This window comes from Paraburkholderia sp. SIMBA_027 (genome assembly GCF_046535315.1).
In the GTDB taxonomy this organism is placed as follows: Bacteria; Pseudomonadota; Gammaproteobacteria; order Burkholderiales; family Burkholderiaceae; genus Paraburkholderia; species Paraburkholderia tropica.
The window spans coordinates 307,237-326,164 of the sequence record NZ_JAWRWY010000012.1 but is presented as its reverse complement, the minus strand read 5'-3'; the positions used below and the strand labels follow the sequence as shown (position 1 = coordinate 326,164).

General features: G+C 64.1%; 20 protein-coding genes and 1 pseudogene. 14 read left to right on the top strand and 7 right to left on the bottom strand.

Annotated features, from left to right (window positions below):
- The 3 genes and pseudogenes from SB764_RS23935 to mqo all read right to left on the bottom strand — a co-directional run.
- Positions 1–69 (bottom strand): annotated as a pseudogene (locus SB764_RS23935) (succinate dehydrogenase, cytochrome b556 subunit); the annotation flags it as partial.
- A 78-nt stretch (positions 70–147) separates the two neighbouring features.
- Entirely contained in the window at positions 148–450 is a 303-nt protein-coding gene (locus tag SB764_RS23930; protein ID WP_065058617.1) for a DUF3579 domain-containing protein, read from the bottom strand.
- Between the two features lie 64 nt (positions 451–514).
- Positions 515–2,164, bottom strand: a complete 1,650-nt coding sequence (mqo, locus tag SB764_RS23925; RefSeq protein WP_080180493.1) for a malate dehydrogenase (quinone) — start codon at positions 2,162–2,164, stop codon at positions 515–517.
- A gap of 477 nt (positions 2,165–2,641) precedes the next feature.
- Between mqo and SB764_RS23920 the strand changes: the two genes are divergently transcribed.
- The 3 genes from SB764_RS23920 (at position 2,642) to SB764_RS23910 (ending at position 4,196) form a co-directional block, all read left to right on the top strand.
- Positions 2,642–2,866 carry a hypothetical protein gene (locus SB764_RS23920; RefSeq protein ID WP_074983753.1) on the top strand — a complete coding sequence of 75 codons (225 nt, stop codon included), beginning with the start codon at positions 2,642–2,644 and terminating at the stop codon, positions 2,864–2,866.
- Between the two features lie 24 nt (positions 2,867–2,890).
- The gene (locus tag SB764_RS23915) at positions 2,891–3,325 is read left to right on the top strand and encodes a DUF3331 domain-containing protein (RefSeq protein ID WP_065058588.1); all 435 of its coding nucleotides are present in this window, start codon (positions 2,891–2,893) and stop codon (positions 3,323–3,325) included.
- A 115-nt stretch (positions 3,326–3,440) separates the two neighbouring features.
- Positions 3,441–4,196, top strand: coding sequence for a VacJ family lipoprotein (locus tag SB764_RS23910; RefSeq protein WP_110327351.1), 756 nt, complete (start codon positions 3,441–3,443; stop codon positions 4,194–4,196).
- Positions 4,197–4,262: 66 nt separating this feature from the next.
- Here SB764_RS23910 and SB764_RS23905 read toward each other — a convergent pair whose 3' ends face one another.
- From SB764_RS23905 to SB764_RS23895, 3 genes are all read right to left on the bottom strand, one after another.
- On the bottom strand, positions 4,263–5,414 hold the full coding sequence (locus SB764_RS23905; RefSeq protein ID WP_065058586.1) for a porin: 1,152 nt from the start codon (positions 5,412–5,414) through the stop codon (positions 4,263–4,265).
- A 370-nt stretch (positions 5,415–5,784) separates the two neighbouring features.
- Positions 5,785–6,960 carry a pilus assembly protein TadG-related protein gene (locus tag SB764_RS23900; protein ID WP_176080091.1) on the bottom strand — a complete coding sequence of 392 codons (1,176 nt, stop codon included), beginning with the start codon at positions 6,958–6,960 and terminating at the stop codon, positions 5,785–5,787.
- 34 nt (positions 6,961–6,994) lie between these two features.
- Complete coding sequence (locus SB764_RS23895; RefSeq protein WP_343665638.1) at positions 6,995–7,570, bottom strand: TadE family protein; 576 nt, start codon at positions 7,568–7,570, stop codon at positions 6,995–6,997.
- Positions 7,571–8,355: 785 nt separating this feature from the next.
- Here SB764_RS23895 and SB764_RS23890 point away from each other — a divergent pair.
- From SB764_RS23890 to SB764_RS23840, 11 genes are all read left to right on the top strand, one after another.
- Positions 8,356–8,532, top strand: a complete 177-nt coding sequence (locus SB764_RS23890) for a Flp family type IVb pilin (RefSeq protein ID WP_074983747.1) — start codon at positions 8,356–8,358, stop codon at positions 8,530–8,532.
- Between the two features lie 81 nt (positions 8,533–8,613).
- Positions 8,614–8,790, top strand: coding sequence for a Flp family type IVb pilin (locus SB764_RS23885; protein ID WP_074983745.1), 177 nt, complete (start codon positions 8,614–8,616; stop codon positions 8,788–8,790).
- Positions 8,791–8,872: 82 nt separating this feature from the next.
- Complete coding sequence (locus tag SB764_RS23880; protein WP_074983745.1) at positions 8,873–9,049, top strand: Flp family type IVb pilin; 177 nt, start codon at positions 8,873–8,875, stop codon at positions 9,047–9,049.
- A 214-nt stretch (positions 9,050–9,263) separates the two neighbouring features.
- Positions 9,264–9,803: a prepilin peptidase gene (locus SB764_RS23875; protein WP_408583063.1), complete on the top strand. Its 540-nt coding sequence runs from the start codon at positions 9,264–9,266 to the stop codon at positions 9,801–9,803.
- Between the two features lie 124 nt (positions 9,804–9,927).
- Positions 9,928–10,776: a Flp pilus assembly protein CpaB gene (cpaB, locus tag SB764_RS23870; protein ID WP_065058582.1), complete on the top strand. Its 849-nt coding sequence runs from the start codon at positions 9,928–9,930 to the stop codon at positions 10,774–10,776.
- 113 nt (positions 10,777–10,889) lie between these two features.
- Complete coding sequence (locus tag SB764_RS23865) at positions 10,890–12,725, top strand: type II and III secretion system protein family protein (RefSeq protein WP_410865128.1); 1,836 nt, start codon at positions 10,890–10,892, stop codon at positions 12,723–12,725.
- A 20-nt stretch (positions 12,726–12,745) separates the two neighbouring features.
- Complete coding sequence (locus SB764_RS23860) at positions 12,746–13,042, top strand: hypothetical protein (protein WP_065058579.1); 297 nt, start codon at positions 12,746–12,748, stop codon at positions 13,040–13,042.
- 79 nt (positions 13,043–13,121) lie between these two features.
- Complete coding sequence (locus SB764_RS23855) at positions 13,122–14,330, top strand: CpaE family protein (protein ID WP_176080089.1); 1,209 nt, start codon at positions 13,122–13,124, stop codon at positions 14,328–14,330.
- Positions 14,331–14,342: 12 nt separating this feature from the next.
- The gene (locus SB764_RS23850) at positions 14,343–15,761 is read left to right on the top strand and encodes a CpaF family protein (protein WP_410865126.1); all 1,419 of its coding nucleotides are present in this window, start codon (positions 14,343–14,345) and stop codon (positions 15,759–15,761) included.
- Between the two features lie 16 nt (positions 15,762–15,777).
- The gene (locus tag SB764_RS23845) at positions 15,778–16,746 is read left to right on the top strand and encodes a type II secretion system F family protein (RefSeq protein WP_183039771.1); all 969 of its coding nucleotides are present in this window, start codon (positions 15,778–15,780) and stop codon (positions 16,744–16,746) included.
- A gap of 74 nt (positions 16,747–16,820) precedes the next feature.
- Complete coding sequence (locus SB764_RS23840; RefSeq protein ID WP_065058573.1) at positions 16,821–17,789, top strand: type II secretion system F family protein; 969 nt, start codon at positions 16,821–16,823, stop codon at positions 17,787–17,789.
- 208 nt (positions 17,790–17,997) lie between these two features.
- Here SB764_RS23840 and SB764_RS23835 read toward each other — a convergent pair whose 3' ends face one another.
- Entirely contained in the window at positions 17,998–18,708 is a 711-nt protein-coding gene (locus SB764_RS23835) for a GntR family transcriptional regulator (protein WP_410865123.1), read from the bottom strand.
- Positions 18,709–18,928 lie beyond the last annotated feature (220 nt).

Genomic DNA, 18,928 nt, shown 5'->3' with positions numbered 1-18,928 from the left:
TGCGAACAATATCTGCCCAATCCCGATGTTCCGGTATTCCGGCCTCGGTTTTTTTGCGGCTTCTGCCATGCTAGACCTCTCGCAGCTTGAAAATCGACTTCTATGTTGAAAACGGCGGGATTGTGGGGAATCCTCGATGGAATGTTGCTAGCCCTGTCTCTCCACCACGAGATCGTTGTCTTTCGCGAACCGCAGCACGAAATCAAACGCGTAGGGCGCGACGTCGCGCAACCGGGCGTCGAGCACCACGCATTTCAGGTTGCCGATAATCATCGGGCACACGTAGGGCGAGTAACGCAGGTGCGTGTCTTCCTTTCTCACGCCGCGCGCGGGCGGACCGAAACTCGACATTGCACCGGCGAGGCGTTCCGACCAGTCGCTCGGCCGGAAAGTCTTGCCTTTGTGGGTCACGCCCTGGATGACGTAAGCGGCAGGCTGCGCGCTATTCATCTGCAATTCCCTCTGCAATTCGCTCATGGAGTTCGGACTTCGCGGTGAAACGGGCACGCGGCTATCAAGCCAGCGAGCGTTGAGAAGCGGCGGCGCTGGCCGTGTTTGCGGCATGCGCGGCTTCGCGGCCCTTTGGCGTCCACATCGGCGGCGCGCTCAATTGCAGCGCCTCGCTGGTCGCATTCAACGATTCGAGCGCCTTGCGCGGATTCGCCGAGAGCTGCGTGCCGTAGCCCGGAATGATCTGGCGGATCTTCGCCTGCCATGCGGGCGAACGCAGCCGCTCCTTGAACGCCATGTCGAGCAGATTCAGCATGATCGGTGCGGCCGTGGAAGCACCCGGCGAAGCGCCGAGCAAACCCGCCATACTGCCGTCCTTCGAACAGACGATTTCGGTGCCGAGTTTGAGCACGCCGCCCTTGACCTTGTCGCGCTTGATGATTTGCACGCGCTGGCCCGCTTGCCAGAGACGCCAATCCTGTTGTTGCGCGCGCGGCAGATATTCCTGCAGCGTCTTCAGGCGATCGGCATCGGACAGCATCAGTTGACCGGCGAGATATTTGATCAGCGAAAACTCGGAGAGGCCCACGCGCACCATCGGCACGATATTGTTCATGCGCGTGCTCGCGAGCAGATCGCTATACGAGCCGTTCTTGAGAAACTTGGTGGAGAAGGTGGCGAACGGCCCGAACAGGAGTGCCTTTTTGCCGTCGAGAATGCGCGTGTCCAGATGCGGCACCGACATCGGCGGCGAACCGACCGACGCCTTGCCATAAGCCTTGGCGAAATGCCGGCTCGTGATGTCGCTGTTTTCGGTGACGAGAAACGAGCCGCCCACCGGAAAGCCGCCATATTCCTTCGCTTCGGGAATGCCGGCTTCCTGGAGCAGCGGCAGCGAACCGCCGCCTGCGCCCACGAACACGAAACGCGCGTCGATACGGCGCGTTTGCGCATGCGATTGATGATTGCCCACGGTCACGCGCCAACTGCCGTCGTCGTTGCGCGAGATCTGCCGGACGTCGCTATTAAGCAGCAGATTGAAATTCGACTGGCTTTCCAGATAGCGCACGAATTGATGGGTGATTTCGCCGAAATTCACATCGGTGCCAATCGACGACCACGTAGCCGCCACTTTCTGGCGCCGGTCGCGGCCCTCCATCATGAGCGGCGCCCATTGCGCGATCTCGCGATGCGATTCCGAATACTGCATGCTCTGGAACAGCGCATTGGTTTGCAGCGCTTCATGGCGCGCTTTCAGGAAACGCACGTTCTCGTCGCCCCAGACGAAGCTCATATGGGGCGTGGAATTGATGAACGAACGCGGTTGTTTGAGAATGCCGCGGCTCACGCCCCACGCCCAGAATTGCCGCGAGACCTGAAAGTCCTCGTTGATACGCACGGCCTTGGCGATGTCGATCGAACCGGACGCGGTGCGTGGCGTATAGTTCAGTTCCGCCAGCGCCGTGTGGCCCGTGCCTGCGTTATTCCAGCCATTCGAACTTTCGGCGGCCACGTCGTCGAGCCGTTCGACCATGGTCATCGACCAGCCGGGTTCGAGTTCGTGCAGCAGCACGCCGAGCGTCGCGCTCATGATGCCGCCGCCAATGAAGAGAACGTCGACCTTGTCGAAGTCGTTTCCGGATTTGCCGCGCGAGTGTGCGGACTGTTCCGGTCGCGTTAGCGCGTCACGTTGTGAATTTTCCAAGATGGTCATTCGCCGGCGCCTAAGCGCAAGATGATTTCCACAATTGCTTCAACGGCATCGAGTCGCTGAAGCGTCGCATTGCCTGATCTCATCGAATCCATGCTTCGCGGTCGGCGATAACACGCAATGGAACGCGCAAAGACGCTGAATTCGGTGAGAACCGCTCAATAGATATGACGAGCACGCTGTGTCGTCTGTCTAGCCGGAAGCGATGTTACGGCCTCGACCCTGCTACATATAGTCGCGGTGTGGAAATGGACCTTTACGGGTTATCTGCGAATAGCCCTGGCTTTCACGTTGTTATTTTTTCGGTTTGCGCAGTGCTGTATTGCCGATCGTGCGCTGGCGAAAACATTGGTTTTACGCGTTTCGCCAGCGGAATGCATGGAACGGACCCTTGCTTCAGGCAGGCTTAATCGGTGCAGAACACCGAACTATAGTTCGCACTGTTGCGGCACTGTGACGCCGCCAGTAAGGAGAAAAGTCGTGAAAGTTCTGCATTGCCTCGTGATTGCCGTTTCGTTGTGCGCCGCTACCGCCCATGCTCAGGGCAATCATGCGCAGCCGTCCGCTGCTGCCGAAAACGCCGCCGTGAATCAGGACGCGTCGTCCGATCATGGTTTTGGCCGCGTCGAACACCACAAGCAAGGCGACAAGAAAGACGAATGCGTCGGTCCGGTGTCGTTCTGCAATATCTACTTCGGAAGCTGATTCGCTTTTTCCCCGTTTCGGAGAATGAGTTTGAACGACGCGAATACCCACCTCGTTTGGGAAAGCACTGTTGCGCTGCTTGGAAGAATCTCGTCGCCGGACGACGAACTGGCGCGAGCCATTCTCTCCGGGCAGCACCAGCGCTGGGAGGCGTGGAAGAAGAGCGCGGCGGCCCGACATGGCGTGCGCAATCCGCATACGTCGAGCTTTACGATTGTCGATCGCGTCTCCGATCGCTCGATTCTGATCTGCTGGTGCGATGCCACGCTCGGACATTACGCCGAGCAACTGTGGGTCCGGGGCGTGGCGCGGCGCTCGACGCTGTGTGTTCTGAGCGGCCTGCGCGTGCGGCGCGGCGATATCGTGTATCGGCCTTGCACGCGCGGTCAGCGTTCGGTGAATTGCGAGGAAGTCGTGCTGGCGTTCATGGTGGACGGCGTGCCGGGCGGTATCAGCTAGCGTTGCACGCATCCGCATGGTTGTTGCGCTCGATATTGCGCATCAATATTGTGTACCGATAACAACAAAGGGAAGGGCGTTTTACCCGCCTGAGTCTCCACCTATCAAGCTGTTTATGAAGTCAAACACCCTCGTGCGCCGTGCCGCGCGGACCTTGAGTCTCGCCGCGCTGATGGTATTGAGCGCGTGCGCCACGACCGGTCGCCGCGAAGCCGACGATCCGCTCGAACCGATGAATCGCGCGATGTTCTCGTTCAACGAGGGCCTCGACCGCGATGTGGCGAAGCCCGTTGCCAGCGCCTACGCACACGTAATGCCGGAGCCGCTGCAAACGGCTGTGGGCAATCTCTTTTCAAATCTTGGCGATGTCGGCAACTTCGTCAACGACCTGATGCAGCTGAAAGTCACCGACGCCACCGAAGATCTGATGCGCTTCGCGATGAATTCGACTTTCGGTATCGGCGGCCTGCTCGACTGGGCGACGCCCGCCGGTCTGCCCAAACATCATCAGGACTTTGGCCTCACGCTCGGGCATTACGGCGTGCCGTCCGGACCGTATCTGGTGTTGCCGCTGTTCGGCCCGAGTTCGGTTCGCGATGCGGGCGGTCTGCTGGTGTCGAGCGCGGTCAACCCGACGACGTTCATGCCGTTCGTGGCGAGTACGCCGCTTTTCGGCGTGAACGTGGTGAGCACGCGCTCGCATATGCTCGGCGCCACCGATCTGCTGGAGATGGCGGCGCTCGACAAATACAGTTTCGTGCGTGACGGCTATTTGCAGAGTCGCGCGAATGCGCTCGACGAGCGCAAGGCGCTGCCCGATTACGACGACCCTTCCGCACAGGGCGGCGGCCAGTCGCAGGTGTCGAAATAGCGCTTCGGTCAAGCACTGCGCGGCGCGGATTCGAAAACGGATCCGCGCCGCGCGTCTATGCATCGATCAGAAAATCTTGCGAATGCCAATCGCCGCGCCGACGTTGTTGCTGCGCCCGAGCTTGTCGACGGTGCCCGTGAGCGTGTCGGTCGTGCCCGGATAATCGGCGGCGAACGCGCCTGTGCCGCGCGAGAAGTCCGCCGTGCCGTAGATCTCCGTATGCTTCGACAGCGAATATTCCGCCAGCACGGTCGCCGAATAGTTGACGCCCGAGCCGAGCTTGCCGTCGAGCAGTTCGGCGTTGCGCGTGCGGCCGTAATACCCGGCCACGGTAATCAGCAACGGCCGCGTCGCTTGCCAGTTCGCGCCGATATAGAACGTGTTGTCGATACGATTCGGGCTGCTGCCGGGCAGTTTGGGCGCGCCCGATTGCTGCATGTTGGTGTCGGTCGTGCCGGTCTGATCCTGAGCGCGGATCCAGCCGGCGAGCAGACGCACGGCAGGCGTGATCTGATACGCGCCGCTGACGTGCAGCAGATTGATCTTCGCGCCATTAATGGTGCTGCCCGACGCGCTGCTGACTGAGGTCTGCTGAAAGCCTGCACCGAGCATCGCCGGGCCGCGCGCATAGCTCAATTCGACGCCATAGCTGCTGCCGAGGCCTACCGATCCGGCGTGATTGCCGAAGCCGTAAATCGCGTCGATGGTCAGCCCGTTGCTGCTCAGCTTGTATTTGACGCTGTTGTTGATCGTCAGATACGGGCCGATGCCGTTCCACATCCAGCTGTCCTGCCAGTAATTACCCACGGTGAGCGGGTCGAATATGTCGCCCATCGTGTCGTAGAGCGGCGCATATTGATTGCCGAGGGTGACCGTGCCGTAGCGTTCGCTCGACAGGCCCACGTAGGCCTGACGGCTGAATAGCGTATTGGCGACGTGCATTTCGCCGCTATTCAACTCGAAACCATTCTCGAGGCGAAAGATGGCGGACACGCCGCCGCCCAGATCCTCGCTGCCGCGCAGGCCCCAGCGGCTATGGGTTTCTGGACCGACGGCCATGCTCATCAGGTCCTTGCCGTCGGCGGCGGCATTGGTTTGATAGCGCAGCGCCGTATCGACGATGCCGTACAAGGTTACCGAGCTTTGTGCATGGGCCGACGAGGCGCCCGCGATGGCGGTCAGCGTGCCAATCGCCCCTGAAATGACGACATTTTTCATTGTTTGAGTACGGTGTGAGGTCCAAAACCGAACGTTGCGAACGTAGCAATCGTCGTATCGATCGACGTATCGATCGGCTCGCGCAAACGAGCGGACGCAGCATAGTGGTTCGGCCAGGTGCGAGAAATTGCGCCACGCGAAGAAGTGCGTTGCACTTCTCGGAAGAATGGCGCGGCGAGGGAGAAAGCGAGGAATCGCGGCGCGCCGCCGGGCCGGCGCACTCAGCGAACGGTATTCATGCGTGGCGCGGCAAGGGACTTTTCCTGCACATGCACTTGACGAACGCCGTTCGGTGAGTGATGGCCATGAACGCAGGCGCGCCCATGGCCGTTTCAAAAACCGCTTGAAAACACGGCTTTAAAACATGGCTTCAGTACCACGCGCTTGACGGCAACGCCGCGAGCACCGGCGGCGTGAGCGCGCCATAGTATGACGAGGTCGTGCCGCCCGCGGTGGTGCTGCCGGCGCGCGCCGCGATCAGATGCGCGATCACGCACTTCTTGCAGGGCGGCCCGGAGCACGCGGCGGCGTTGTTGCACGCGGGCGTGGACTTGCCATTCGCACCAATCACGTAGTCGATTTGAAGCGAGGCAAAACCGACGACAGGCGTGTCGCCGCCGCTGCCGCTTCCGCTCATGATGCTGCTGTCGCCCACCACGGGCACCGTCACCAGCAGCGGCGGCGTCAACGGGAAGTTGTTGTAGATCGACGATTCCACGCCGGGCTGGATCGAGATTTTCGCGCCGGTCGAGAGCGCGGGTCCGTTGCCCGAGGTCATCAGGCATTTGGCGGCCGTCACGCTGCTCGGACTCATGCCCGAACACGGCCCATAGGCGCTCGAATTGGAGTCGAGCGTCAGCGCGGTCCATTGCGCGGCGGCGCCGATGCAGTTCGACGGCGCACCGTTGCCGATTTCGATTTCGACGCCGCTAATCGGCTGGCCGTTTTTCCAGTACGCCGCATTCTGATAGACGCACTGGTTCAGCGCGATCGGGAAAAGCGCGCCCGGCAGCGCCACGCCCGGCGCGGATACGACCGCCACCGCCGTCGCGCTTGCGGAGAGCGATGGCACGCCGACCAGTGCGCCGAGCACGAGCGGCAGGTTCGCGCCGTCCGCGAGGCCCACGGTAACGATCACCGCGGGCTTGACCGTCGCCGAGGTGATCGTCTGCGGCAGTGAAGCGGGGACGCTCGATGGCACGTTGGCCACGTCCCAGTAACCGACGCTGATGGTTTTCGCGGCGGCGGCCTGTCCGTCGGCGGTGTTTGCCGAGGCATATTGCGTGGCGGCCGCGCTCGCGGCTGTCGAGGCCGTTGTCCAGACCGCGGGCACAGCGCTCGCGGCCAGTTGACCCGGCAACGCGCGCACGCCCGCGAGCGCGGCCGCATCGGCGGCGTTCTGCAACTGGTGACGCACGACGACCCAGCGTCCGATATCGATCGCCATCGCGGCGCTGCCGAGCAGTGTGATCAGAAGCAACGCCACCTGGACGGCGACCGCGCCGCGTTGGCGGCGTGCGCGGCGGCCCGTAAAGATCTTGTTCATGCTGTGAACTCCTGAAAAGCGGGCTCGCGTGCCGTTATTCGCAACTCATCATCGTCGACGAGGTCAGCGTGAGGATGTTGTTGAACGCGGCCGGAAACGGGCTGAGCGCCGCGCCGAGCAGCAGTCCCTGAAACGTGTAGCTGACGGTCACGGTCAGCGAATTGCCGGCGCTGCATCCGGCGCCCGTCGTGCAGCTGTTGGACGCCGTGCAACTGGTGAGCGTGACGCTGGGCTGATTCGTGGAGCTGAAGTTGATCAGCATGGTCGACAGGCCGCCGGTGGCGATCTGCCCGACCGACGTGGCGGACATATAGTAGGGCGTGCCCGTGGAAGTCTCGCCGAACGCCACGCCTTGCCGCACGGCTGCGCGGCTCGCACTGGTGATGACGGTCTTGTCGTAGAGCACGAAGCCCAGTTCGACGATGCCGAATAGCAGTGTCAGCAACAGCGGCAGGACGAGCGCGAATTCGACGATGGCCGATCCGCGCTGCCTCCGTCGTCCCCGACTGATTCGTTCTCCGGGCCGCGCTCGATTGCGCGCGCCGTTCACGCTGTTCCCCCGCCGGTCCGCAACCTTGCTGAACGCCGCTGCACTCATGGGCTTGTGCATGATAGGTCTCCTTTCTTGTTGGGCTGAAAGCACGCGCTGTGGCTTGCCGTTTTCCGGCATCGCCGCCTGGTCTGGGGGCGCACGGCTGTCAGTCGGAGCCAATCTATTACGAAATGCCAGCGTCTTGCGTGCGCCATCAAACCAATCGCGGATTTTAAGGGGGTGGTTTTATAGAGTCGTCCGATGGTGCTGATATATTGAATATAATTAAATTGTAAGGTTTGATGTTTTATTTTAAGTGAGTTTTTAAGGCGTGCCATTTTGGAAAAAGTCATTCGTGAGCGTGTGCTTTTGTTCGGGTTTGTACGATGTTTTTATAATCAAATGTTGAAATAATCATACTATTGAGTGTCGTTATATAAGCGATGCTATGACGGTCACGCCATTAAATCCGATTCAGTGCAACTGTGTCAGACGCCCTGGTGGCCTCGGAAGGCTCGTGTGGCTTGGGGTGCGGCGCCATGAGACCTGAGGGCGAGGGCAGGTTATCGGCAACAGATTGGGGTAAATAATCGGGGAATTCCCGATGTTTTTATCCGTCATCATCGGTTTGCGGATGATAATCACTATCAATATCAATTCAGTGTGCGAAAGTGCAGTTGGGTTTTAATGGAAAACCCGATTTAATCGCGTAAATCGAGATTAACGTGCGAAATCGAACATTAGACGAATGGCGCGGCGCGTAAAACGGAATCGCCTGAACGATGCAATCAAATACACAGTGCAATCGGCCAGGAACGCGCAGGCAATTCGGGGGGTATCAACCAAACTCAATGGAGTTAATCATGCAAACGCTTAGTGCTACGGCAAAGGGTTTTATCAAGGATGAACGCGGAGCGACGGCTGTCGAGTACGGCATGATCGTCGCGCTGATTGCGGCCGTGATCGTGACGGTGGTCACGACGCTCGGCACGCAGATCAACAACGCGTTCACCGCGATCTCGAACGCGCTGCCGAAGTAACGGGAAGCAACACGGGTGAGCGCCGCGAGCGTTCACCGGGTTTCGGATACCGAATCAAAGTTCACTTTTACGGGGTACATCATGAAAAAGCTTATCGCCACGGCAAACGGTTTCATCAAAGACGAACGCGGTGCGACGGCCGTCGAGTACGGCATGATCGTCGCGCTGATCGCGGCGGTGATCGTGACGATCGTCACGACGCTCGGCACGCAGATCAACACTGCGTTCACCAAGATCTCGAACGCGCTGCCGAAGTAACGCGGGCGTGATACCGGTGGGCGTCACGAACGTCCAACGGGTTTCGGATAACGAATCAATGTCCACATTAACGGGGTTCATCATGAAAAAGCTTATCGCTACGGCAAACGGTTTCATCAAGGACGAACGCGGCGCGACGGCCGTCGAGTACGGCATGATCGTCGCACTGATCGCAGCGGTGATCGTGACGATCGTCACGACGCTCGGCACGCAGATCAACACCGCGTTCACCAAGATCTCGAACGCGCTGCCGAAGTAACGGGAAAGTGATGCGGGTGGGCGCCACGAACGCCCACCCTGATTCGGATAACGAATCAAATTCCGGCGCAAGATCAGCCGGACGATACGGAACCGGAAACGGCTTCACGTGCACAGACCAGGCGCCGCGATCGCGGGCAGAACAGATCGAAAAACGGCGCAAAGAAAGGCGCAAAAGCGCTCGAACAAAAACAATCGAAACGGGGTACATCATGATCATCTCGCATTTTTCGGTGCAGCCGATTCCGCTCGGCGTGACCTTGTCGGTCATCCTGGCGGCGAGCACGGACCTCACGGCGCGGCGCGTGCCGAATCGGCTCATCGCGGCGGGCCTTGTCGCCTCGCTGGCGGCGCAGCTCTGGCTCGACGGCGCGCAGAGCGGCGGCCTTCACTGGCTCGCAGGCGTGCTCACGGGCTTCGCGCTGCTCTTTCCGGTGTATCTGCTCGGCGGCATGGCGGCAGGCGACGTCAAGCTCCTCATGCTCGTAGGCGGCTGGCTGGGCGCCGACGCCACGCTCGATGTCGCGCTGTTCGCGGGGCTGATCGGCGGCGGCTGGGCGCTCGCCCTGGTGATTGCCCGACGGCGCGTGCGCGCGCTGTGCGCGAACGTCGCCTGGCTGCTGGGCTCCATGCTGCACGGCACGCGCGGGCGCGGCTCGCTGGAGCATCTGCCGGGCGGTTCGGTGGGCACGATTCCCTACGCGGGTGCGATTGCCGCCGGCACGCTCATCGTGCTCAGCCATTCCATCCCATAACCGGCTTTCATCGAGCGGGTTCCAGACATCGTTTTTTCGAGTGTGTCCGGCCAGCGTGGACGGACCGCATGCAAGCGGCGCGAGGCCCCCTGCCGGACGACGCGTTTTTGACGAGGAGTCAACCATGAAAAACAGCCGTGCTCTTGCCATGCTGGCGATCGCCATGCTGGCCGGCCTCGCCGCCGTGGTGTTCGCGTCGCGCTGGCTCGTGCAGACATCGTCGGGCGCGACCGTGCCCGTCGCGGTCGCGGCCAACGACATCAATCTCGGCGAGCCACTCAACGAAGCGATGGTGCGCACCGTCAACTGGCCGCGTGACAGCGTGCCGCCCGGCGCGTTCGCCACGCCCAGGTCGCTCGACGGCCGCGTGGTGCGCGTCGGTCTCACGCACGGCGAACCCGTGCTGGAGGCGAAGCTCGCGCCGGTCGGCACCAAGGGCGGTTTGTCGGCGGTGATCGGCGAAGGGCGCCGTGCGATCACGGTGCGCGTCAACGACGTGGTCGGCGTGGCGGGTTTCGCGCTGCCGGGCAATTTCGTCGACGTGATCGTGAATACGCAGCAGACCGACGGCGCCGTCAAGCGCGCCGACAACCAGGAAAGCATTTCGAAGATCGTGCTCGAAAAGATTCTCGTGCTGGCTGTCGCGCAGCAGGTGAATCGCGACGACACCGCGCCCAAGGTGGTCAACGCGGTGACGCTCGAAGTGACGCCCGAACAGGCCGAAAAGCTCGATCTCGCGCGCAGCGTCGGCACCTTGTCGCTGGTGCTGCGCAATCAGGTCGATCGCGATACCGGCAGCACGGGTGGCGCGACCAAGCAGACGCTGCTCGACGAAAAGACGCCCGCGCCGGTCAATGCGCCCGCGCCCGCCGCGCCGAAGGTGGTGCACGTGAAGTACGCCGCGCATCAGGAAGCGAAACGCGATTGCATCGGCGTGCTCTCGGGCGTGACCGGCAGTCAGGAGTGTTTCTGAGCGCGCGTTGTTGAGTACGAGCGGTAAAGCGCCGCGCGATTGCGCAAGGCGCACAGACGCGAGTCCCGCAAGGCGGCCCGCGAACCACAAGATTCGATACGGGGTGTTAAGCCATGAACAAGCACAGCAAACGCGCGGCTAGCGCGCAAGGGCGAGACCGCGCTCCGGCGCTCGCCGCCACGGCCTTGATGGTCTGCTCGGGACTGCTCGCCGGTACGCCCGGCGTGGCGCAGGAACTGGCCGAAGGCGCGGCGCTTTCCAGGGGCGCACTCACCGCGCCCGCGCCGATGGGCAAGGGTCCGATGCAGATGACCATCAGCATGGCGCCCACGCCGGCGGCCGGTGCGCCGAAGGCCGTCGCGGGGCCGCTGCGCGGACCGAACTGCGTCGGCTCGATCCGTGCGGAGCGCAATGTGATCGTGCCGCTCGGCAAGTCGATGCTGGTGCCGGTCGACGAACCGGTGCGCAACCGCACGCTCGGCAATCCGGAGATCGCGCAGGCAACGATGGTCTCGCCGCAGACGCTTTATCTCGTCGGCCAGGCGGTGGGCACGACCAACATGATCGTGCAGGGACGCAGCGGCGCGTGTCAGGTGATCGACGTGATCGTGAGCGCGGACGCGGGCGGCCTGCAAGCCGCGCTCGCCCAGTTGATGCCCGAGGAGCGCGATATCCGCGTGTCGACGGCCGCCGACAATCTCGTGCTCGCGGGCCATGTGTCGAGCGCGCAGGCGGCGGCGCAGGCCGTGGAGATCGCCAAGGTGTTCGGCGTGAACCAGTCGGGCAACAACGCCCAGAAAAACGGCGGCGTGCTCAACATGCTCTCCGTCGATACGCCGCAGCAGGTGATGCTGGAGGTGAAGGTGGCCGAAGTGGACAAGACGCTGCTCGACGAACTCGGCGCGGCCGTCAACATCCAGGGGGGCTTCGGCTCATGGCAGGGCGCGCTCGTGAGCAATCTGCTCGCGGGCGCGTCGAGCGTGTTCGGCGTGTCGAAGGCGAATAACCGGCCATTCAAGCTCGCCATGGACGCGCAGAAGACCGACCAGCTCGTGAAGATTCTCGCCGAGCCGAATCTCGTCACCATCAGCGGTCAGGAAGCCACCTTCCTCGCGGGCGGCGAAGTGTTCATCCCGGTGCCGCAGAGCAGCTCGGGCACGGGCGCGACGGCGATCACGCTGCAGCAGCAGGAGTTCGGCGTGGGGCTCAAGTTCACGCCCACGGTTCTCAGCAACGGCCACATCAACCTGCGGGTCGCGCCGGAAGTGTCGGAGCTGTCGCCCACGGGCGTGACGCTGACGGCGGCCAACGTGAGCGGCGCGACGATCCTGCCGCTCATCACCACGCGGCGCGCCTCGACCACGGTGCAGATGTCCGATGGCGAGTCGTTCGCGATCGGCGGGCTGATCCGCAACAACATCACGGGCTCGCTCAAGGCGATGCCGGGGCTCGGCGAGATTCCCGTGCTCGGCGCGCTGCTGCGCAGCACCTCGTTCCAGCAGGACCGATCGGAACTCATCTTCATCATCACGCCGCATCTGGTGAAGCCCGTGAAGTCGCTCGCGCAATTGCCGATGCCGACCGACAGCTTCTCGCAGCCGAACGAAGCCGATGTCTACGCCACCGGCAACATGGAAGGCCGCGCCGCACGCAATACGGGACGCTTCGCGACGCCTGCCGCACCGGCTGCGCCCGCCAATGCGCCGCACAACGACAACCTGCTGCCTGCGCCGCAAACGCCCGCCCAGATGCCCACTCAGATGCCCGCTCAGTTACCGGGTTCTCCCGGTCCGGTGCCGGGAGCGCCTGCGACGCCCACGACGCCCGCAACATCGGCGGCGACGCCCGACGCGGCGAACAGCAGCCAGTCCGCGCGGCGCCTGGCATCGGCGGCCGGTACGGGAAGCGACGAACCCGCCGACGCGGCGCATGCCGCCGGCGCACAGTGATCCAGGGATAGGGGAACGCCATGAAAACACTTTACGCACACATTGGCCGCCTGCTGGCGATGAGCGTGGCCGGCGCCGCGCTCGGCGGTTGCATGACCAGCTCGCCGATCTGGGAAGCGCACTTCGGCGAAGCGGTACGCACGTCCATGCGCGCGCAGATCATCGATCCGGATGCGGCGCAGCACGTGGACGTGTCGCCGGGCATCGACGGCAAGGCCGCGGCGGCGTCGATCAAGCGCTACACCGAGTCGTACGAGAAGCCGCCCGTGTCCGACAACGCCTTCACGATGGGCGTGACGAACGGCACGACTCACTGACCCCACGCGGCACGTGAGCCGGACAGCGCGATGAAGCCACGGGCCGCCTGAACGCGGCCCTCAGCGGAGCCACACGATCATGATCGATTTACTCATTACCTCGACGGACGAAGCGCGCCTGAGCAGCCTCGTGCGGCTGGTCGGCGAGTGCGGCGCGTACCGCACGACGCGCGCGGCGGTGCGGCCCGGTCAGCTTGCGGGCCGCGCCGATACACTCGACGCCTTCGACGTGTTGATTGTCGACGCGCGCACGCTGCACGACGCCGACCTCGCCGCCGTGGCGGACCTCACGCGCCGCCACGAGCGCCTCACCTGCATCCTGCTGATTCCCGAAGCGTCGCCCGAGGCGCTGCTCGCCGCCATGCGCGCCGGCTTTCGCGACGTGCTCACGGGCGAGCCGGAGCGCCGTGCCATCGGCGACGCGCTGCAGCGCGCGGGCGAGCAGCGCAGCGCGGCCGGCGCGCATGCCACGCGCGTGATTTCCTTCGTTTCGTGCAAAGGTGGCGTGGGCGCGAGCTTCATCGCGGCCAATGTCGCGCATCTGATCGCGAGTGCGCATCAGCAGCGCGCGTTGCTGATCGACCTGAACCAGCTTTACGGCGACGCCGCGTTTCTCGTCACCGGCGAAACGCCGCCGTCGACGCTCGAACAACTGAGCGCGCAGGTCGATCGCATGGACGTCGCGTTCTTCGAGGCGAGCGTCACGCACGCCGGCCCGCGCTTCGACATTCTCGCGGGCGCGGGCGATCCGGTGAAGGCGGCCGAAATTCGCGCGGAACGGCTGGAATGGATTCTCGGCGTGGCCATGCCGCGCTACGACTTCGTGATTCTCGATCTCGGGCCGAGCATCAATCCGGTGTCGATGCTGGCGCTCGATCGCAGCAGCGAGATTCATGTTGTCTTGCAGGCGAGCATGCCGCATCTGCGCGCGGGACGGCGTCTGCTCGACATCCTGCACGCACTCGGCTATGCGCAGGACAGCCTGCATCTCGTGCTCAACCGCCTCACGCGTTACGACGACGCCGCGCGCGAGGCCGCGCCCGACGTGCTCGGCATCAAGCCGCAACTGACGATCGCCGACGACGCGCGCGCGGTCAGCGAAGCCATCAACCACGGCGTGCCGATTGCCGAAGCCGCGCGCAGCAGCACCGTCACGCGCAGCCTGCAAACGCTCGCCGCCGACATCGTCATGCCGCAGCGCGCGAACGGCGGCGCACGCGTCAAGCGCGAGTCGATGCTCGCCCGCTTCGTCGGCCGCCAGGGCACGCCGAAGCTCGGCACCCTTTAACGGAGACCCGTCATGTCGCTTCGTGAACAGATTTTTTCCCAGCGCATCGAACCGGCGCTCGCCGAGACGGCGAAAAGCGGCGCGGGCGTCGCCACCGCATCGGCCGCCTCGGCGGCGGTCGCCGCAGCCGCAGCGGCTGCCTCGATCAAGTCGGACGCCTATCGCAAGCTCAAGTACGAGATGCATCAGGCGGTGCTCGAACGTGTCGAGCTCGAACGGCTCACGCGCCTGCCGCAGGATCAGATCCGCCAGGAGATCGCCACGCTGATCGCGCGCATGCTCGAAGAGCAGAAGGCGCCCGCCAGCGATCTCGAACGCCGCCAGCTCGCCATCGACGTCTACGACGAGATGTTCGGCTTCGGCCCGATCGAGGTGCTGCTGCGCGATCCGGGCGTCTCGGACATTCTCGTCAACACCGCGCGCCAGACCTATGTCGAGCGCAAGGGGCGCCTCGAACTCACCGACGTTACGTTCTACGACGATGCCCATCTGATGAAGGTGATCGAGAAGATCGTCTCGCGCGTGGGCCGCCGGATCGACGAATCGAGCCCGATGGTCGATGCGCGCCTGCCGGACGGCTCGCGCGTGAACGCGATCATTCCGCCGCTCGCGGTCGACGGGCCGCTCGTTTCGATCCGCCGCTTCGCCGTCAAGCCGCTCATGATCGAGGACCTGGTCGCGCTGCAAACGCTGACGCCGCCGATGGCCGACGTGCTCAACGGGCTCGCGCGCGCGAAGATCAACATGCTCGTCTCGGGCGGAACGGGCAGTGGCAAGACCACGCTGCTCAACGTGCTCTCGGCCTTCATTCCCGACGACGAGCGCATCGTCACGATCGAGGACGCCGCCGAACTGCAACTGCACCAGACCCACGTGCTGCGGCTCGAAACGCGTCCGCCCAATATCGAAGGACGCGGCGAGATCACGCAACGCTCGCTCGTGCGCAACGCGCTGCGCATGCGGCCCGACCGCATCATCCTCGGCGAAGTGCGCGGCGCGGAAGCGCTCGACATGCTCAACGCGATGAACACCGGTCACGAAGGCTCGCTCGCGACGATCCACGCGAACACGCCGCGCGACGCGCTTACGCGGCTCGAAAATATGATCAATCTCGGCGGGCTCGCATTGCCGCCGCGCACGATGCGCCAGCAGATCGCCTCGGCGATTTCGGTGGTCGTGCAGGTCGCGCGCCTGACCGACGGGCGTCGCCGCCTCATGAGCATTTCGGAGATCACCGGCATGGAAGGCGACGTCGTCAACATGCAGGAAATCTTCACGTTCAAGCGTACCGGCGTCGACGGGGCGGGCAACGTGCAGGGCCACTTCTGCGCGACCGGCGTGCGGCCGCGCTTTAGCGACCGGCTGGCGGCGTTCGGCGTGAATCTGCCGGATGCGGTGTTCGATCCGGGCCGCCGTTTCGACGTGGCCTGAGCGCGAGGAGAACGCTATGAACACTACGTTCCTCACCGCCGCCGTGTTGCTGTTCGTCGCGGTGGTCATGAGTTGCCAGAGCGCCTGGGTCTGGTGGAACGGCCGCCACGGCGCAGCCGCGAAACGGCTCGCCGCGCGCCTCGAAGCGTTGACGGCGGGCAGCACGTCGCGCCGCGAAGCGCTGTCGATCCTCAAGGCGCGCCGCCTCGGCGCGGCCACGCCGCTCGCACGCGCGCTGCCGTTCCTGCGCTCGCTCGACGCGTGGCTCATGCAGTCGGGCCTGCCGTGGTCGCTCGGGCGCCTCGGCGCGACCTGCGCCGCCTTCGCGCTGATCGCGATGCTGGGCGCGTCGCTCGCGCGTGTGCCGCTCGCGGGCGCGTTCGGCGCGGCGCTGGCGGGCGCACTGCTGCCGCTGCTCTACGTGCGCCGCCATCGCGCCCGCCGCCTGCGTCACTTCGAGCGTCAGTTGCCCGATATCTGCGACATGCTGGCGCGCGCGCTGCGCGCGGGCCATGCGTTCTCCAGCGCGATCGACATGGCAGGCACCGAGTTCGCCGAACCGGCGGGCGGCGAATTCCGCATCACCTTCGACGAGATCAATTACGGCGTCTCGCTCAACGACGCGCTGGCCGGTCTCGCGACGCGCATGCCGGTGCGCGATCTGCGCTACCTCGTGATCGCGGTGCTGATCCAGCGCGAGACCGGCGGCAATCTCGCCGAACTGTTCGACAGCATCGCGTGGCTGATCCGCGAGCGCTTCAAGCTGTTCGACAAGGTGCGCGTGCTGTCGGCCGAAGGGCGGCTTTCGGCGTGGGTGCTCGGGATGCTGCCGATCGGCTCGGCGGTGCTCATCAGCATTGTCAATCCGACGTTTCTCGATGTGTTCTGGAACGACCCGGTGGGTGTCCGGCTGCTCGACGGCATCGTGATCTCGATGATCTGCGGGGCCGTCTGGATTCGCCGCATCGTGCGTATTCGCGTGTGAGCGCGGGGCGCAGGCCGGATCGCACATCACCAGCAATCGCCCATATCAATCACCGATCAAGACGGGGGATCACCATGCAATCGCTCGAACTCAAACAATGGCTCGTGTTGATCGGGCTGTTCGGCGGCGTGTTCGCGCTCACGCTGAGCGCGCTGTTCGTCTTCATGCCGCGCACGTTGCAGCGGCGCGCGGAGCAGGCGGCGGGCGCACGCTTCGCGGGCAATGCCGCCGACGCGGGCGAGCAACGCGACAAGCCGGTGTGGGTCGAGCGCTTCGCGCAGATGTCCGCGCCGCTCTCGAAGCTTTCCGCGCCCGACGAAAACGGCGACGTCTCGGCGCTGCGCGTGCGCCTGATGAACGCCGGCTGGCGCTCGCCGGGCGCGGTCGCGGTGTTCCTCGGCGCGCGCACGGCGCTCGCGCTCGCGCTGCCGCTGGCGGCTTCGCTCTCGCTCGTCGGCACGACGTTGCGCCCGAACACGGCGGTGCTGCCGCTCTCGCTCGTAGCGCTCGCGGGACTCGGTTATTACCTGCCGGGATTCGTGCTCAGGCGCTGCATCGCGCGGCGTCGCCGGCAGATTTTCGAAGACTTTCCGGATGCGATCGATCTGATGACGGTGTGCGTGGAAGCCGGTCTTGGCCTCGACGCGGCGATGATGAAAGTGGCCGAGGAAATCCGGCCGCGCAGCCCCGTCGTCGCCACCGAACTCGACCTGATGCTGCTCGAAATGCGCTCCGGCTTTTCGAAGGAGCAGGCGCTGCGCAACTTCGCGATGCGCACCGGCGTGGAGGACATCGACGGCTTCGCGACCATGCTGATTCAGGCCGAGCGCTTCGGCACCAGCATCGGCACCTCGCTGCGCGTGCTGTCCGATACGCTGCGCACGCGGCGGCGCATGCGCGCCGAGGAATCGGCCGCGAAGATCGCGCTGAAGCTGCTGTTTCCGCTGATGTTCTGCATCTTCCCCACGCTGCTCGCCGTGCTGATGGGCCCGGCGTTCATCCACATCTTTCGTGCGCTGTCGCCGAGCCTCGGGGGAGGCTGAGGCTTGCAGCGGTGTGCTGTGTTGTGATGTGAAGTGTGCCCTTTGCCGGCCGTCACGCGATCAGGACGCGTGCGCCGGCATCTTTTTCTGTTATCAGGGCGCGTGATAGGGCTGATCAGCAATCCGGATTGGACACGCCGCGATGCAGCGCTGAAGATGCGTGATGCGGCATGACTAGCGGTCAATCACTCGGATTGATAAACGCTGATTAACGGCCCGCGATCGCGTGGTGCAGGGCCGCTTGCGGCGCGTCCGCGGGTGCGGGCGTCTGGCCCAGACTGGCGCGGATATACGAATGCTCGGTGCTGCGAATATGCGTGCGCAACTCCGTGCACGCCTTCTTCACATTGCCCTCGCGCACGAGTTCCATGATGTGCGCATGGGTGTCCTGGCAGGAATCGACGGTCTCGTCGGCCACCGAGAGGCGCGCGCGCAACGCGTGAATCTTGTCGGCGACGAGCTGATACGCCTGCTGCACATAACCGTTCCCGCATGCAGCGACGATCGCGCCATGAAACGCGGCGTCGTGATCGCGCGCGCGTCCGTCCTGCGTGCCGCCCGCGGGCGCGAGCGCTTGCGCCAGCGCGTCGGCGAGCGCGGCGCTATCGGCCTTCATTGCCAGTTCCAGCGCCGACGATTCGACGATCTCGCGAAAGCGGCAAATCTCGCGCACCTGCTCCACGGTCGGCTGGAACACGTAGGTGCCGGATTGCGGCTGCACTTCCACGAGCCCTTCGAGCTTCAGTTGCACCAGCGCCTCGCGCACGGGCGTCTTGCTCACGCCGAGCTGCCCGGCAAGCACGTTCTCGGACAGCTGGCTGCCGAACGCCAGATGGCCGTCGACGATCGCGCGACGGATGCTTTCTTTCGCAATAGCCGTGAGGGACTTCGGGCGCACCCCCAGTTTTTCGATACTCATGGTCAGCCAGTGGGCGTATGGACCGGCGCGCGACAGCCTGGAGGCTGCTCGCCGATGCCGTGACGGGGACGTGGGCGTCGCGTTCCGCCGAAACCCGGCGTCGCATCGCAATGATCCGAAATATAGCACGCCCCCTTGTCGTATTGAGATCTGCAATCTAAGATATCAGTTGTCCGGAGCGCGAACCGGCCGGGTTCGGCAGGCGGCGCGCACGGCGACC

Excerpts from the sequence above, each read along its gene's own strand:
- SB764_RS23930 (WP_065058617.1), bottom strand. The coding sequence starts at position 450 with ATGAATAGCGCGCAGCCTGCCGCTTACGTCATCCAGGGCGTGACCCAC.
- mqo (WP_080180493.1), bottom strand. The coding sequence starts at position 2,164 with ATGACCATCTTGGAAAATTCACAACGTGACGCGCTAACGCGACCGGAA.
- SB764_RS23915 (WP_065058588.1), top strand. The coding sequence starts at position 2,891 with ATGAGTTTGAACGACGCGAATACCCACCTCGTTTGGGAAAGCACTGTT.
- SB764_RS23910 (WP_110327351.1), top strand. The coding sequence starts at position 3,441 with ATGAAGTCAAACACCCTCGTGCGCCGTGCCGCGCGGACCTTGAGTCTC.
- SB764_RS23905 (WP_065058586.1), bottom strand. The coding sequence starts at position 5,414 with ATGAAAAATGTCGTCATTTCAGGGGCGATTGGCACGCTGACCGCCATC.
- SB764_RS23900 (WP_176080091.1), bottom strand. The coding sequence starts at position 6,960 with ATGAACAAGATCTTTACGGGCCGCCGCGCACGCCGCCAACGCGGCGCG.
- SB764_RS23895 (WP_343665638.1), bottom strand. The coding sequence starts at position 7,570 with ATGCACAAGCCCATGAGTGCAGCGGCGTTCAGCAAGGTTGCGGACCGG.
- SB764_RS23890 (WP_074983747.1), top strand. The coding sequence starts at position 8,356 with ATGCAAACGCTTAGTGCTACGGCAAAGGGTTTTATCAAGGATGAACGC.
- SB764_RS23885 (WP_074983745.1), top strand. The coding sequence starts at position 8,614 with ATGAAAAAGCTTATCGCCACGGCAAACGGTTTCATCAAAGACGAACGC.
- SB764_RS23880 (WP_074983745.1), top strand. The coding sequence starts at position 8,873 with ATGAAAAAGCTTATCGCTACGGCAAACGGTTTCATCAAGGACGAACGC.
- cpaB (WP_065058582.1), top strand. The coding sequence starts at position 9,928 with ATGAAAAACAGCCGTGCTCTTGCCATGCTGGCGATCGCCATGCTGGCC.
- SB764_RS23865 (WP_410865128.1), top strand. The coding sequence starts at position 10,890 with ATGAACAAGCACAGCAAACGCGCGGCTAGCGCGCAAGGGCGAGACCGC.
- SB764_RS23860 (WP_065058579.1), top strand. The coding sequence starts at position 12,746 with ATGAAAACACTTTACGCACACATTGGCCGCCTGCTGGCGATGAGCGTG.
- SB764_RS23855 (WP_176080089.1), top strand. The coding sequence starts at position 13,122 with ATGATCGATTTACTCATTACCTCGACGGACGAAGCGCGCCTGAGCAGC.
- SB764_RS23850 (WP_410865126.1), top strand. The coding sequence starts at position 14,343 with ATGTCGCTTCGTGAACAGATTTTTTCCCAGCGCATCGAACCGGCGCTC.
- SB764_RS23845 (WP_183039771.1), top strand. The coding sequence starts at position 15,778 with ATGAACACTACGTTCCTCACCGCCGCCGTGTTGCTGTTCGTCGCGGTG.
- SB764_RS23840 (WP_065058573.1), top strand. The coding sequence starts at position 16,821 with ATGCAATCGCTCGAACTCAAACAATGGCTCGTGTTGATCGGGCTGTTC.
- SB764_RS23835 (WP_410865123.1), bottom strand. The coding sequence starts at position 18,708 with ATGAGTATCGAAAAACTGGGGGTGCGCCCGAAGTCCCTCACGGCTATT.